The sequence below is a fragment of the Pseudomonas fluvialis genome, assembly GCF_002835605.1.
Taxonomy (GTDB): Bacteria; Pseudomonadota; Gammaproteobacteria; order Pseudomonadales; family Pseudomonadaceae; genus Aquipseudomonas; species Aquipseudomonas fluvialis.
The window spans coordinates 1-14,661 of sequence record NZ_PIYS01000004.1 but is presented as its reverse complement, the minus strand read 5'-3'; the positions used below and the strand labels follow the sequence as shown (position 1 = coordinate 14,661).

The following is a 14,661-nucleotide window of genomic DNA, read 5'->3' as shown; positions in this document are numbered from 1 at the left end:
CCGGCGAACCCTCAGTCCGCGGTGGGCATGGAACGGAGCAGCTGGCTCAGCAGCGCTACGTTATGCGACAGATGTTGCGGGTTGATGGTTCCAACGATCGCACTGCTCACCCCAGGATGGGCAAACACCAGCTCGAAGCTGGCGCGCAGCGGGTCACTGCCTGGCTGCAGGCAGACATGGCCGCTGGCCAGGGCCTTCTTGATCAGGATGGCTTTGCCGTGGGCTGCAGCATAGTCGAGCACCGGCTTCTCGGCTTGTTCGTTGAGGTTGTAGGTGACCATGGCGCAGTCGCCTTGCTCCAGCGCCAGCAGCCCACCCTCGACGGTTTTGCCGGACAGGCCGAAGGCGCCGATCTTGCCCTCGCGCTTGAGTTCGGCGAGGGTCTCGTAGACGCCGCTGTCGTGCAGGATGGCCAGGTCGTTGCCGTCCGAGTGCACCAGGACCAGCTCGATGTGTTCGGTTTGCAGGCGCTTCAGGCTGCGTTCCACGGAGTAGCGCGTGTGCGCCGGGCTGAAGTCGAAGCGCGACTGGCCCTGCTCGAATTCCTCGCCGACCTTGCTGACGATCACCCAGGCGTGGCGCTGGCCGCGCAGCAGCGGGCCGAGACGTTCCTCGCTGACACCATAGGCCGGCGCGGTGTCGAGCAGATTGATGCCCAGTTCGCGGGCCTGGTCGAGCAGGGCGCGGGCAGCGGCGTCATCGGGGATGCTGAAGCCGTTGGGGTATTTCACGCCTTGGTCACGGCCCAGCTTGACGGTGCCCAGGCCCAACGGTGAGACGTGCAGGCCGGTGCTGCCCAGCGGACGCCAGAGGTCGTGCAAGGTTGCTTGGTTCATGCCAGCAGCTCCTCCCAGGCCGGCTGTGCCACGGGCGGGCAGGGCAGTGCGGGCAGCGGCGCATGCGTGCCCGGGCAGATGCCGTCGCGGGTCAGCTTGGTCAGTACCCGATCAGCCAGGTCCGGCGACAGTGCCAGCTTGGTCGGCCAGCCGACCAGCAGGCGGCCTTGTTCGGCGAGGAAGGCATTGTCCGGGCGCACCAGACCGGATTGCGCCGGCTCGGCGCGATCGACGCGCAGGGTGGCCCAGCGGGTGGCGCTCTGGTCGACCCAGGGCAGCAGCTCGCCCAGCTCCTTCTGTGCGGCGCGGATCTGCGCGGCCTCGTCGCGGGCCACGCCATCGGCCTCGGCCAGGTCGCCGCCGAGGTACCAGACCCACTGGCCGTCGGCGGCCGGATGGCTGGTCACGGTCACCCGTGGCTTGGGCCCGCCGCCCAGGCAGTGCGCGTACAGCGGTTTGAGGGCCGGCCCCTTGGCCATCACCATGTGCAGCGGGCGCAGCTGCTGGCGCGGCTCGGCCACGCCCAGCGCGGCGAGCAGCCCGGCGTTGCCGGAGCCTGCGGTGAGCACGATGCGTTGGGCGCGAATGGCGCGGCCGTCGACGTTCAGGCCGACCAGCTCGCCGCCCTCGTGCAGCGGGATGATCTCGCCGGCGGCCAGCAGGCTGCCTTCGGCCAGCTCGGCCAGGCGCGCGATCAGGCTGGGCACGTCCAGCACCAGCTCGGCCAAGCGGTAGACCTTGCCCTTGAATTTGGGATGTTGCAGCGCCGGAGGTAGTGCCTCGCCCTTGACCTGGTCGACCCGGCCGCGCACCGCCTTGCTGGCGAAGAAGCTGGTCAGGTTGCCGGCCAGGGTGCCGGGTGACCACAGGTAGTGAGCCTCGGAGAGCAGGCGCACGCCAGCCAGGTCCAGCTCGCCCTGGCTATCCAGCGCCTCGCGCCAGCGCCTGGGCATGTCGGCGATGGCCTCGGAGGCACCGGTCAGGGCACCATGCAGGGCGTACTTGGCGCCGCCGTGGATGATCCCCTGCGACTTGACGCTCTGCCCACCGCCGAGCGTGCCGCACTCGATCAGCAGGGTGGAGAAGCCTTCCCGGCGCAGGCGGGCGTTCAGCCAGAGGCCGGCGACGCCGCCGCCGACGATCAGGACATCGGTGCTGAGGGGGTGGGACATGCGTAGGCCTCTCCGGAAAACGGGTGGGCAGTATAACCCTGGGGCGTCGTCGCACGCTGCAGGCTGGGTGTTGCGCTGCTCTGCCGAGGTGCCTGGTCAGTGCCCGTTATGCGTCGAGAACAGCTGGATAACGGCCACGCCGCTGATGATCAGTGCCATGCCCAGCAGTGTGGCTGTATCCAGGCGTTGGCCGTAGATCAGCCAGGCAGCCAGGCTGATCAGTACAATACCCAGGCCTGACCAGAGTGCGTAGGCGACGCCCACGGGAATACTGCGCATGACCAGGGCCAGCATGGCGAAGGCCAAGGCATAGCCGACCACCACCAGGAGCAGAGGCAGTGGCTTGTTCAGTCCGTCCACCGACTTGAGGGCTGTGGTGGCAATGACCTCGGCGATGATCGCCAGGGCGAGAAATACATAGCCTTGCATGGGGACTCCAAACCGCGGCAGCACCGGCATGGTAAGCTGCGCAACCATGAATCGTGCCCTGTATACCTTACTGTTTCATGTCGCCCTGCCACTGATCCTGCTGCGCTTGGCCTGGCGGGCCTGGCGTGCGCCGGCCTACGCACGGCGGGTGGCTGAGCGTTTTGCCCTGGGGCTGGCGCCGCTGCAACCTGACGGCATCTGGCTGCATGCGGTGTCGGTGGGCGAAAGCATCGCGGCGGCGCCGTTGGTACGTGAACTGCTGGCGCGTTATCCGCACCTGCCGATCACCATCACCTGCATGACGCCTACCGGTTCCGAGCGCATTCGTGCGCTGTTTCCTGCCGAGCAGTATGCCGGACGCATCCAGCACTGCTACCTGCCCTATGACCTGCCGTGGACGACGGCGCGCTTCCTGCGCCAGCTCCGCCCGCGCCTGGCGGTGATCATGGAAACCGAGTTGTGGCCCAACTTCATTGCCGCCTGCGAACGTCGCGCCATCCCCGTGGTGCTGGCCAATGCCCGCCTGTCCGAGCGATCGGCACGTGGCTATGCACGCTTTGCCCGGCTCACTGCGCCGATGTTGGCGCGTTTGCAACTGATTGCCGTGCAAAGCGCTGCCGAGGCGCAGCGCTTCCTGCAGCTCGGTGCGCGCCCCGAAGCCGTGCAGGTGACCGGCTCGATCAAGTTCGACCTGCAGGTGGATGCCCAGTTGCTGGCGCGCGCCACAGCCTGCCGGGCCGACTGGGGCGCGCGGCCGGTATGGATTGCTGCCAGTACCCATGCCGGCGAAGACGAGATTGCCCTGGCCGCGCATCGCCAGTTGCTGGCGCGCTGGCCACAGGCCTTGCTGATTCTCGTGCCGCGTCACCCGGAGCGCTTCAACAGCGTTTACGAGCTGTGCCAGCGCCAGGGTTTTGCCACCTGCCGGCGCTCGGCGGGCGTGCAGCCCCAGGCAACGGATGCGCTGTTGCTGGGCGATACCATGGGCGAGCTGCTGTTCCTTTATGCCCTGGCCGATGTGGCCCTGGTTGGTGGCAGCCTGGTGGCCAACGGTGGGCACAACCTGCTGGAGCCTGCCGCACTGGGCAAGCCGGTGCTCAGTGGCCCGCATCTGTTCAATTTCCTGGAAATCTCCAGCCAGCTGCGCGAGGCCGGTGCCCTGCGCGAGGTGCAGGATGCCGACAGCCTGGCCCGCGAGGTGGCCCAGTTGTGGCAGAGCCGTGATGACTGGCAGGCCATGAGTGAGGCCGGGCTGGCGGTGTTGCGTCGCAACCAGGGTGCGCTGGCGCGTCTGTTGGGTGGCATACAACGCTTGCTGCCCTGATCCCGCGTATCAGCAAAACGCCCCTGACCGTTAGCGGGCAGGGGCGTTTCTGTGGTAGCGGCTGAAAACAGCCGCTTGTGCTTTAGCTCAGAACTGCGGGTTGCCCTGCAAGGTCGCCTCGGCGGCCTTGGCCAGGTCTTCCGGGAGGAAGTCCTTGTCCGGGTCGTAGAGCGGATTGAGGAAGCCATCCAGCGCTTCCAGGTCGGCCGGGCTGAGCGTGCCGGCGGCCTGCTTGAGGCGCAGGTTGTTGAGCAGGTAGTCGTAGCGCGCATTGTTGTAGTTGCGCACCGCGCTGAACAGCTGGCGCTGCGCATCGAGCACGTCGACGATGTTACGCGTGCCGACCTGATAACCAATCTGTGTGGCTTCCAGCGCGCTCTGTGTGGAGATGATGGTCTGCCGGCGGGCTTTGACCTGTTCCACGTCGGTATTCACCGCGCGGTGGAAGTTGCGGGTGTTTTGCACCACCTGGCGGCGCAGGCTTTCCCGGCTTTGCGCGGCCTGGTTGAGGCGCTGATAGGACTCGCGTACCTGGGAGCTGGTCAGGCCACCGCTGTACAGCGGGATGTTCAGCTGCAGGCCGATGCTCTGCTGCTCGGCATCCGGGCCGTAGCGCAGTGGCTGGCCGGCACTGTTGCGAAAGCCCAGCAGGTCGTTGTCGCCTTTCTGGTACTGCGCCACGGCGTCCAGCGTGGGGGCGTGCCCGGCCTTGCGCTGGCGCAGGGTTTCTTCGGCGGCCTGCACGGCAAAGTTGCTGGCCTGCAGGTTGAGGTTCTGTTGCGCGGCAGTATCGACCCAGGCTTGTGCATCGTTGGGCACGGGCTCGACCACCGGCAGGCTGTGCTTGACCCCTTCCAGGCCTTCGTACAGTCGATCAGTCAGCGTGGTCAGCGACTGGAAGGCATCGGCCACGTTGCGCTCGGCGATCAGCCGGTTGGCGCGGGCGTTGTCGTAGCCGGCCTGCGCTTCCAGTACGTCGGTCTTGTCCGACAGGCCCACGTCGAAGCGCTCGTTGGCCTGGTCCAGCTGGCGCTTGAAGGCGGCTTCTTCGGCCTTGGTGGTGGCCAGGTTGTCCTGGGCACGCAGCACGCCGAAGTAGGCCTCGGCGCTTTGCAGGATCAGCCCCTGCGAGGTGGCCGAGAACTGCAGGGCCGCCTGCTCGCTGCTGGCCTGGGCGGCCTGCAGCTGGAACCAGCGGTCGGCACGGAAAATCGGCTGGCTGAGGCTGGCCTGGTAGGCGATGCCACTGCGTGAGCCGCTTTGCGTACCCAGCGAGCTGTCCACTTCGCTGCGTGTATCGCTGACATTGGCCCCGGCATTGACCTGTGGCAGCAGCCCGGCGCGGGCCTGCGGCACCACTTCGCGCTGGGCCTGATACTCGGCCTGGGCGGCGGCGAGGTCGGCGTTGTTGGCCAGGGCGTCCTGATAGATGGTCAGCAGGTCGGCCCGGTTGGATGTCTGCGCCGGTTCGGCCCAGGCACCATGGGAGATGGCGGCGATGGCAACAGCCAGTGAAAGTCTGCGCAACATGGTCAGTCCTGGAGTGCGTGATAACCGGGCAAGGCTAAGGCCGGTAGCAGGGGCGGTCAAGGTACAGTTGCCGCGCCTGCGCAGCCTGGGCGATTGTGCGCGTGCTGTGCCGCGCCGATTGTCGTCTGCTCGATTGCTGGCGTCGCTCAGGCTGTTTAGACTGCGGGCAGTTCTTGTCGGGGTGCCCAGAGTCGTGGGCTGAGATCGGACAGTTCCGGATCCCGTTGAACCTGATCAGGTTAAGGCCTGCGTAGGGAACAAGATGTGCTCGCCTCCTGGGCGACCCCCTCTGGCACCGCTCCCGGTGCGCCCGTCGCCTTCAGGTTCGCTCCGACAGTCAGCCCGGAGAAGCCGATGAGCGTGCAACACCAGAAGAACCTCAGCGAAAGCGCACAGGTCGACCAGCAGTCCGTACAACCCTTCCCTCGTTCTCAGAAGGTCTACGTGCAGGGTTCGCGCCCGGACATCCGCGTGTCGATGCGCGAGATCAGCCTGGACGTGACCCCCACCGCCTTCGGCGGCGAGATCAACGCCCCGGTGACCGTCTACGACACCTCCGGCCCCTACACCGACCCGAATGTGACCATCGACGTGCGCAAGGGCCTGCCGGACGTGCGCAGTGCCTGGATCGAGGACCGTGGCGATACCGAGAAGCTGCCTGGCCTGTCCTCCGAGTTTGGCCAGCGCCGTCTGAACGACGCCGAGCTGTCGGCCATGCGCTTTGCCCACGTGCGCAACCCGCGCCGCGCCAAGGCCGGCCACAACGTCAGCCAGATGCACTACGCGAAAAAGGGCATCATCACGCCCGAGATGGAATACGTTGCCATCCGCGAGAACATGAAGCTGGCCGAGGCGCGCGAGGCTGGCCTGCTCAAGGAGCAACATGCCGGGCAGAGCTTTGGCGCCTCGATCCCGAAAGAGATCACCGCCGAGTTCGTGCGCAGCGAAATCGCCCGCGGCCGCGCCATCATCCCGGCGAACATCAACCACGTGGAGCTGGAGCCGATGATCATCGGCCGCAACTTCCTGGTGAAGATCAACGGCAACATCGGCAACTCGGCGCTGGGTTCTTCCATTGAAGAGGAAGTGGCCAAGCTGACCTGGGGCATCCGCTGGGGTTCGGACACGGTCATGGACCTGTCCACCGGCAAGCACATCCACGAGACCCGCGAGTGGATCATCCGCAACTCGCCGGTGCCGATCGGCACCGTGCCGGTGTACCAGGCGCTGGAGAAGGTCGGCGGCATCGCCGAGGACCTGACCTGGGAGCTGTTCCGCGACACCCTGATTGAACAGGCCGAGCAGGGCGTGGATTACTTCACCATCCACGCCGGCGTGCTGCTGCGCTATGTGCCGCTGACCGCCAAGCGCGTCACCGGTATCGTCAGCCGCGGCGGCTCGATCATGGCCAAGTGGTGCCTGGCGCACCACAAGGAGAATTTCCTCTACACCCACTTCGAGGAAATCTGCGAAATCATGAAGGCCTATGACGTTAGCTTCTCGCTGGGTGATGGCCTGCGTCCGGGCTCGATTGCCGACGCCAACGACGCCGCGCAATTCGGCGAGCTGGAGACCCTCGGTGAGCTGACCAAGATCGCCTGGAAGCACGACGTGCAGACCATGATCGAAGGCCCCGGTCATGTGCCGATGCAGCTGATCAAGGAGAACATGGACAAGCAGCTGGAGTGCTGCGACGAGGCGCCGTTCTACACCCTCGGCCCGCTGACCACCGATATCGCCCCCGGCTACGACCACATCACCAGCGGCATCGGCGCGGCGATGATCGGCTGGTTCGGCTGCGCCATGCTCTGCTACGTGACTCCGAAGGAGCACCTGGGCCTGCCGAACAAGGATGACGTGAAGACCGGCATCATCACCTACAAGATCGCCGCGCACGCCGCCGACCTCGCCAAGGGCCACCCGGGCGCGCAGATCCGCGACAACGCACTGTCCAAGGCGCGCTTCGAGTTCCGCTGGGAAGACCAGTTCAACCTTGGCCTCGACCCGGATACCGCGCGCGCCTTCCACGACGAGACCCTGCCCAAGGAGTCGGCCAAGGTCGCGCACTTCTGCTCCATGTGCGGGCCGAAGTTCTGCTCGATGAAGATCACCCAGGAGGTGCGCGAGTACGCCGCCGAGCACGGCCTGACCGACGAGCAGAAGGCCATCGAGGCCGGCTTCGCCGAGCAGTCCGAGCGTTTCCGCGAGGAAGGCGCGGTGATCTACCGGCAGGTGTAAGCCGGCGACTGGCATGCAGGCAGCGAGTGCGGCTACTCTGCCTGCATTGTCAGTGTGTGGTGTGCAGACTTATGTCCGAGTTCCATCCCAGCCAGGCGGTTGATGCCTGTGAGGTCGTGCAGCGGGAGCAGTGCTTCCGCGGCTTTTACCGTGTGGACCGTTTGCAGCTGCGGCATCGTCTGTTCAATGGTGAACAGGGGCCGCTGCTCAGTCGTGAGTTGTTCGTGCGCCCGGATGCGGTTTGCGTGCTGCCCTACGATGCGCCGCGCGATTGCGTGGTGCTGGTCGAGCAGTTCCGCGTCGGCGCCCTGGACAAGAGCGTCAACCCCTGGCTGATCGAGCTGGTGGCCGGGTTGATCGACAAGGACGAGCAGCCAGCGGCGGTGGCGCGCCGCGAGGCGCTGGAAGAGGCCAACCTGACGCTGGCTGAGCTGTGGCCGGTGTGCCAGTACTACCCGTCGCCAGGCGGTTCGGATGAGCGGGTGCACCTGTTTGTCGGTCGTTGTGACAGTCGCGGCGCCGGCGGTGTGCATGGCCTGGCCGAGGAGGGCGAGGACATCCGTGTGGCGGTGTGGTCGCTGGATGAAGCCCTGGCCGCTGTAGAGGACGGGCGCATCGACAACGCGGCGAGCATTATGGCCTTGCACTGGCTGGCGCTGAATCGCCAGCGCGTACGCGAGGCCTGGGCATGAGCCTGCTGCGCGAGCGCTACCGCGTCGATCTGAGTGGCCTGCAGGCGATCTGCGAGCTTAACTATCTGCGTCTGCTGCGCTTATTGCCGGACATGCGCGATGGCCTGGCGCAGCGCAACCTGCTGCTGAGTCAGGGCGAACAGTCGTTCGGCCAGCTGCATATTGCTGTGCTGGAAAACTGCCCCTACACCACCACCCTGCGCCTGTGGCAGGTGCAGCCACTGGCCTGGTTGCCGCAGGCCTGCCTGCAGGTGCGGGCCTACCATGACGCACGGATGGCCGAAGTGGTGGGCGAGGATGACAGGCAACGCCTGCACGGCAGCTACCCTTATCCCAATCCGGCCATGTACTTGCCGGATGAGAAACTGCAGGTCAATCGCTTTCTCGGTGAATGGCTGAGCCATTGCCAGGCACACGGGCATGCCGCAGAAGCGCTAATCTGAACAACGTGGCAAGATTTCAGCGCCGTTAACTGTGATCTGTTTCCAGTTGCCGGCTTTACCCTGCGGTGGCGCAGACACCATAATTCCGAGCACTTTCCCTGGAGATGGCCCCTTGCCGAGTGCTGCCACCCCCTCTGCCGCCCCCTCTGCCGATAGCTCGGTGTTGCTGGTGCAGCTGTCCGACAGTCACCTGTTCGCCGAGGCGGATGGCCGGCTGTTGGGCATGGATACCTGCGACAGCCTGCAGCGGGTGATCGCGCTGGTCGAGCAGGAGCAGCCGCGCATCGACCTGGTACTGGCTACGGGGGATCTTTCCCAGGATGGCTCGCTGGCCTCCTACCAGCGTTTTCGCCAGCTCACCGACAGCCTGGCACCTCAGGTGCGCTGGTTTCCCGGCAACCATGACGAGCCGGCGGCCATGCAGGCGGCGTGCGCCGGTACGGCGTTGCTCGACAGCGTGCTGGACATCGGCCAGTGGCGCATCATTCTGCTCGACTCTTCGATCGTCGGTGCCGTACCCGGTTATTTCGCCGAAGAGCAGCTAAGCCTGCTCGATCAGGCGCTGGATAGCGCCGGCGCACGACATGTGCTGGTGAGTTTCCATCATCATCCGGTCTCCATCGGCTGCCGCTGGATGGAGCCTATCGGCATCCGTAACCCGCAGGCCCTGTTTGCCCGCCTGGCCGGGCGCAGCCAGGTCAAGGCCTTGCTGTGGGGGCATGTGCACCAGGAGTTCGACCAGCAACTGCACGGTATGCGCCTGCTGGCCTCGCCCTCGACCTGTGTGCAGTTCGCGCCGGGTAGCGAGGATTTCCAGGTGGATCACGAGGCGCCCGGCTATCGCTGGTTGCGCCTGCATGACGATGGCCGCCTGGATACCGGGGTGTCACGGGTTACCGGCATCGACTTCGAGATCGATTACAGCGTCAAGGGCTATTAAGCGGCTTCTCGCTGCCCTGCTGGGCATGCCGTTGCGCAGGCGATAGCGCTCAGAAATCCCCCCACAGCTGCTGCGCCACGCTGAGTGCGACCACCGGCGCGGTTTCCGTGCGCAGTACCCGTGGGCCGAGGCGTGCGCCGAGAAAACCGGCCGCCTGCGCCTGGCTGACCTCGCTGTCTGCCAGCCCGCCTTCCGGGCCGATCAAAAAGGCCAGGCTGCCCGGGCGCGGGTGGCTGGTCAGCGCCTCGGCCTGTGGATGCAGGACCAGCCTGAGGTCGGCGCTTTGCTGGGCCAGCCAGTCAGCCAGCAGTTGCGGGGCGTGGATCTGCGGGACGACTGAGCGGCCACACTGCTCGCAGGCGCTGATCGCTACCTGGCGCCAGTGCGCCAGGCGCTTGTCGGCGCGTTCATCCTTCAGGCGCACTTCGCAGCGTTCGCTGACGATCGGCGTGATCGCCGCGACGCCCAGCTCAGTGGCTTTCTGGATCGCCCAGTCCATGCGTTCGCCGCGCGACAGGCCCTGGCCCAGGTGAATGTGCAGAGGCGATTCGGGCAGGCCGGCCAGCTGTTCGCTGAGTTCAACCCGCACAGCCTTCTTGCTCACTTCGATCAATGCTCCGCGATATTCCTGGCCGCTGCCATCGAACAGCTGCAGGGCATCGCCCACGGCATGCCGCAGTACGCGGCCGATGTAGTGGGCCTGGGCCTCGGGTAGCGTGTGTTGGCCCAGGGACAGTGGGGCGTCGATGAAGAAACGGGATAGGCGCATAGGGTAGCTGCACGCGACGAGTGGAAAGCCGCGAGTGTAAAGCACCGGACGCCTCCGCGGTGACTGGCCGCGTGGCGCTGTCGCTAGCCCGGATCGCGATGATCGGGATAACGATTGTCTACCGCGACGCTGAACGACGCGCGCGTGGCGATATCGATGCCCTCGCTGGCTACCTCGGCGAGGAAATCGATCTGCTCGGGGGTGATCACGTACGGCGGCAGGAAGTACACCACGCTGCCCAGCGGGCGCAGCAGCGCACCGCGCTGCAGGGCGTGCTGGTATACCGCCAGGCCACGGCGTTGCTGCCAGGGGTAGGCGGTCTTGCTCGGCTTGTCCTGGACCATCTCGATGGCTAGGGCCATGCCGGTCTGGCGCACTTCGGCGACATGCGGGTGGTCCTTGAGGTGTGCGGTGGCGCTGGCCATATGCGCAGCGAGTGCCTGGTTGCGCTGAATCACCTGGTCGTCGCGGAAGATGTCCAGGGTCGCCAGGGCGGCGGCACAGGCCAGCGGGTTGCCGGTGTAGGTATGCGAGTGCAGGAAGGCGCGCAGGGTCGCGTAGTCGTCGTAGAAGGCGCCGTACACCTGGTCGGTGGTGAGCACCGCGGCCATCGGCAGGTAACCGCCGGTCAGCGCCTTGGACAGCACCAGGAAGTCCGGGGTGATGCCGGCCTGCTCGCAGGCGAACATCGTCCCGGTGCGGCCGAAGCCGACGGCGATCTCGTCGTGGATCAGGTGCACGCCGTAGCGGTCGCAGGCCTCGCGAAGCAGCTTGAGGTAGATCGGGTGGTACATGCGCATGCCGCCGGCACCCTGGATCAGCGGCTCGACGATGACGGCGGCGACTTCATGGTGGTGCTCGGCCAGGGTCTGTTCCATGGCGGCGAACATATTCCGCGAGTGCTCTTCCCAGCCCATGCCCTCGGGGCGCAGGTAGCAATCCGGGCTGGCTACCTTGAGGGTGTCGAGCAGCAGCGCCTTGTAAGTGTCGGTGAACAGCGCCACGTCGCCCACCGACATCGCCGCCACCGTTTCACCGTGGTAACTGTTGGTGAGGGTGACGAAGCGTTTCTTCTGCGGCTGGCCGCTATTCAGCCAGTAGTGGTGGCTCATCTTCAGCGCCACCTCGATGCCCGACGAGCCGTTGTCGGCGTAAAACACCTTGGCCAGCCCGGGCGGGGTGATCTGCACCAGGCGCTCGGACAGTTCGATCACCGGCTGATGGGTGAAGCCGGCCAGCATCACGTGCTCAAGGCTGTCCAGCTGCTCGCGGATGCGTGCGTTGATGCGCGGGTTGGCATGGCCGAACACATTGACCCACCAGGAGCTGACCGCATCCAGGTAGCGCTTGCCGTCGAAATCTTCCAGCCAGACGCCCTCGCCACGGCGGATCGGAACCAGCGGCAGGCGCTCGTGGTCTTTCATCTGCGTGCAGGGGTGCCAGAGCACGGCCAGGTCGCGCTGCATCCACGGTGTATTTGCGTTCATGGGCTTCTCCTTGGCAGGGATAGAGAGCCTAGGGGCTGCATGCCTGTGGATGCAAGGTTGGACTGATCAACCTGATAGATATGTTTCAGTTAATTTTTCCCCTTTTATTCGATGGGTTAACCGCTAGGCTAGACATCCATCGACAGCGCGGCCCGGTCTTGCCAGGTGCGGCGCACAACTCGGCAATTGTGGAGAAACAACCATGCAATGGGCTAATTCGGCATCCCGTTACGGGCTGGTCAGTGTGTTGTTGCACTGGCTGGTGGCTCTGGCGGTATTCGGCCTGTTCGGCTTGGGTTTGTGGATGGTCGGCCTGGACTACTACAGCAGCTGGTATCGCACTGCGCCGGATCTGCACAAGAGCGTGGGCATCCTGCTGTTCGCCGTCATGCTGTTGCGCCTGGGCTGGCGACTGGTTGCCGCGCAGCCCGCTGCGCTGGCCAGTCATGATCGGCTGACCCGGCTGGCCGCCAAGGCCGGGCATGCCCTGCTGTACCTGCTGCTGTTTGCCCTGATGGGCTCGGGCTACCTGATTTCCACCGCCGATGGCCGGCCCATCGAGGTGTTTGGCCTGTTCAGTGTGCCGGCGACCCTGACTGGCCTGCCGCGCCAGGAAGACCTGGCCGGACAGGTCCATGAATACCTGGCCTGGGGGCTGATGGCGCTGGTGGCGGTGCATGCCCTGGCGGCACTCAAGCACCACTGGCTGGATCGCGATGCCACCCTGCTGCGCATGCTAGGACGTGGTTCGCGTTGACACGTGTTTTGGCAGTACCCGGTCGCCGCAGGGCGACCATCCCCTACTACAACAGGAGACTCACCATGCTGAAGAAATCCCTTGCTGCACTGACCCTGGGCGCTGCGCTGTTCGCCGGCCAGGCGCTGGCGGCCGACTATGCGATCGACAAGCCCGGCCAGCATGCCTTCATCAACTTCAAGATCAGCCACCTGGGCTATAGCTGGCTGTACGGCACCTTCAAGGACTTTGACGGCAGCTTCAGCTTCGATGCGGCCAACCCCGAGGCCAGCAAGGTCAACGTGACCATCAATACCGCCAGCCTGGACTCCAACCATGCCGAGCGCGACAAGCATTTGCGTAGTGCGGATTTCCTCAACGTCGACAAGCATCCGCAGGCCAGCTTCGTGTCCACCGCCGTCAAGTCCACGGGCGAGGGTACGGCGGATATCACCGGCGACCTGACGTTGAATGGCGTGACCAAGCCGGTGGTGATCCAGGCTCGCCTGCTGGGTGAGGGGCAGGACCCCTGGGGCGGCTATCGTGCCGGCTTCGAGGGTTCGACACGTATTGCCCTGAAGGATTTCGGTATCACCAAGGATCTTGGCCCGGCCTCTCAGGAAGTCGAGCTGATTCTCTCGGTGGAAGGCATCCGCCAGTAAGCCGCGCAATAGCTTAGCGCCCATAAAAAACGCCGGCATTGCCGTAATGCTGTTCACTTAAGCGGAGCAGCCTTTCGATCCACTGGATAACGGGTCTTTGAGATCTTCACCGTCCTTGGTCTTGATGGCCTTGGACGGTGATCCAGAAACAGCCCACCGATTCCTGCTCTCAGCTCCGACAATCGTGTTCCTGTTGCTGAAATCGGGTTGGCCGCCGCCATCACGATCAATTGCACGGCGATGTATTGAGCTACTGGTTTGAAGCGGATGTCGCCCGGAGAGCGGCCGAAGGCGACGGCTGCCTGACCGGCTTCGCGGCGGATGATGTTGTAGGCCAACAACAAGCCCCAGACCTCCTGGTAGACCAGCTCCGTTACCTTGCTGCGCAGGGTCATCGCATTCTGCTGCAGAGAGCTTTTGATATCCCGGAAGCCCAGCTCGATCTCCCAGCGCTCCTGATACAGCTTGGCGATGGTCTTGGCGCTGTAAGTATCCGCAGGCAGCGAGGTGAGCACTGTCTTGATCTTGTCCTTCACGGCGTAGCTGACTTCACGTACCTCCCAGTGCGTCGGCAGGTCGGGGTTGCGCTTTCGTGCCTGTGCCGACACCTTCATGCGCAGCAAACGATCGCCCTTGCCGTAACGAGCGACTTCCTCGCCAACCAGCCCTTGGCGGGCCGGAATCAGCCAGTGCCGGCTTTCCCCTGCGGCGCCCAGGCGCAACAGCAAGTCGGCACTCCAGAAGCCCTTATCGAACAGCGTCACCGACTGATTGGGAATCTGCTGCATAAACTCATCGGCCAAGCGCATCTCACTGCGCCGGTAGGGACTCACCTGCGCATCCAGAATCAGGTGCGAGCGCACGTTCATCAGGGCTACCAGTCGCAGCATGGGAAACGGCGTCTGGCGCTCGGTGGAGGTATTGCCGGAGCCGAAATGCTCTCGGAGTTCAGGCGTGTCTGGGGTGCGCAGGAGTGCGCCATCCACGGCCAATACTTGCAGGCCCTGCCAGGTATCGCCCTCATAGCGCTCGCAACCCCACTGGTTACCCGTCTGACGAAACAGCCACTCAACCGGATCGGCACCCAATCGTTTACGCGCCTCGGTGACACCGCTTCGGGCCAGCAGGTCGTGAGAGGCCAGCCCCTGGGCACAGATATTCAGGCGTCGTGCGACCTCATGCACCGGCTCGTCACGGAACAAGGCCATGCCAAGCACCAGCCAGAGCACCTGATCGCTGGGCAGACGCCGCCGCCTTATGGTGGCCTGGGCGGACAAGTCCAGAGCGGATGCCACCCACTCGATCGGGATGTTTTGGGTGAAGGTGCTCAGATCCGAGAAGTTGAACAGTTCACCTAAGTCGAGCAGTTGCTGTTGCAGAGACATAAAAAATCCGATGCCAGG

Annotated in this window: 14 protein-coding genes and 1 riboswitch; of the genes, 7 read left to right on the top strand and 7 right to left on the bottom strand. The window is 65.0% G+C overall.

Going from position 1 to position 14,661, the window contains the following annotated elements; all coding sequences use genetic code 11:
- Positions 1-11: 11 nt before the first annotated feature.
- From CW360_RS03770 to CW360_RS03760, 3 genes are all read right to left on the bottom strand, one after another.
- Entirely contained in the window at positions 12-836 is an 825-nt protein-coding gene (locus tag CW360_RS03770; RefSeq protein ID WP_101192803.1) for an aldo/keto reductase, read from the bottom strand.
- Complete coding sequence (locus tag CW360_RS03765; protein WP_101192802.1) at positions 833-2,008, bottom strand: NAD(P)/FAD-dependent oxidoreductase; 1,176 nt, start codon at positions 2,006-2,008, stop codon at positions 833-835. The genes CW360_RS03770 and CW360_RS03765 overlap by 4 nt, the downstream gene beginning before the upstream one ends.
- A 96-nt stretch (positions 2,009-2,104) precedes the next feature.
- Positions 2,105-2,437, bottom strand: a complete 333-nt coding sequence (locus CW360_RS03760) for a DMT family transporter (RefSeq protein WP_093984813.1) — start codon at positions 2,435-2,437, stop codon at positions 2,105-2,107.
- 46 nt (positions 2,438-2,483) lie between these two features.
- Here CW360_RS03760 and waaA point away from each other — a divergent pair, with 46 nt between their 5' ends.
- A complete protein-coding gene (waaA, locus tag CW360_RS03755) occupies positions 2,484-3,761 on the top strand; it encodes a lipid IV(A) 3-deoxy-D-manno-octulosonic acid transferase (RefSeq protein ID WP_101192801.1) in 1,278 nt (425 codons plus the stop codon).
- 87 nt (positions 3,762-3,848) lie between these two features.
- Here waaA and CW360_RS03750 read toward each other — a convergent pair whose 3' ends face one another.
- On the bottom strand, positions 3,849-5,291 hold the full coding sequence (locus tag CW360_RS03750) for a TolC family outer membrane protein (protein ID WP_101192800.1): 1,443 nt from the start codon (positions 5,289-5,291) through the stop codon (positions 3,849-3,851).
- 167 nt (positions 5,292-5,458) lie between these two features.
- A riboswitch (TPP riboswitch) is annotated at positions 5,459-5,565 on the top strand.
- 80 nt (positions 5,566-5,645) lie between these two features.
- Between CW360_RS03750 and thiC the strand changes: the two genes are divergently transcribed.
- From thiC to cpdA, 4 genes are all read left to right on the top strand, one after another.
- Positions 5,646-7,529 (top strand): phosphomethylpyrimidine synthase ThiC, encoded by a 1,884-nt coding sequence (thiC, locus tag CW360_RS03745; RefSeq protein ID WP_101192799.1) that lies wholly within the window; start codon positions 5,646-5,648, stop codon positions 7,527-7,529.
- Between the two features lie 71 nt (positions 7,530-7,600).
- A complete protein-coding gene (locus CW360_RS03740; RefSeq protein WP_101192798.1) occupies positions 7,601-8,221 on the top strand; it encodes an NUDIX domain-containing protein in 621 nt (206 codons plus the stop codon).
- Complete coding sequence (locus CW360_RS03735) at positions 8,218-8,664, top strand: DUF1249 domain-containing protein (RefSeq protein ID WP_371870532.1); 447 nt, start codon at positions 8,218-8,220, stop codon at positions 8,662-8,664. The genes CW360_RS03740 and CW360_RS03735 overlap by 4 nt, the downstream gene beginning before the upstream one ends.
- A gap of 112 nt (positions 8,665-8,776) precedes the next feature.
- Positions 8,777-9,604, top strand: a complete 828-nt coding sequence (cpdA, locus tag CW360_RS03730; RefSeq protein WP_245874659.1) for a 3',5'-cyclic-AMP phosphodiesterase — start codon at positions 8,777-8,779, stop codon at positions 9,602-9,604.
- A gap of 49 nt (positions 9,605-9,653) precedes the next feature.
- On the opposite strand, the gene CW360_RS03725 is transcribed toward cpdA, so the two are convergent.
- Both CW360_RS03725 and CW360_RS03720 read right to left on the bottom strand, forming a co-directional pair.
- Positions 9,654-10,373, bottom strand: a complete 720-nt coding sequence (locus tag CW360_RS03725; RefSeq protein WP_101192797.1) for a 16S rRNA (uracil(1498)-N(3))-methyltransferase — start codon at positions 10,371-10,373, stop codon at positions 9,654-9,656.
- Between the two features lie 83 nt (positions 10,374-10,456).
- On the bottom strand, positions 10,457-11,860 hold the full coding sequence (locus tag CW360_RS03720) for an adenosylmethionine--8-amino-7-oxononanoate transaminase (RefSeq protein ID WP_101192796.1): 1,404 nt from the start codon (positions 11,858-11,860) through the stop codon (positions 10,457-10,459).
- 202 nt (positions 11,861-12,062) lie between these two features.
- On the opposite strand from CW360_RS03720, the gene CW360_RS03715 reads away from it, so the two are divergent.
- Together CW360_RS03715 and CW360_RS03710 are read left to right on the top strand one after the other, a co-directional pair.
- Positions 12,063-12,617: a cytochrome b gene (locus CW360_RS03715; protein ID WP_093984687.1), complete on the top strand. Its 555-nt coding sequence runs from the start codon at positions 12,063-12,065 to the stop codon at positions 12,615-12,617.
- Between the two features lie 65 nt (positions 12,618-12,682).
- The gene (locus CW360_RS03710; protein ID WP_093984688.1) at positions 12,683-13,258 is read left to right on the top strand and encodes a YceI family protein; all 576 of its coding nucleotides are present in this window, start codon (positions 12,683-12,685) and stop codon (positions 13,256-13,258) included.
- Positions 13,259-13,311: 53 nt separating this feature from the next.
- Here CW360_RS03710 and CW360_RS03705 read toward each other — a convergent pair whose 3' ends face one another.
- Positions 13,312-14,643: an IS4 family transposase gene (locus CW360_RS03705; RefSeq protein ID WP_170307333.1), complete on the bottom strand. Its 1,332-nt coding sequence runs from the start codon at positions 14,641-14,643 to the stop codon at positions 13,312-13,314.
- Positions 14,644-14,661: the final 18 nt, after the last annotated feature.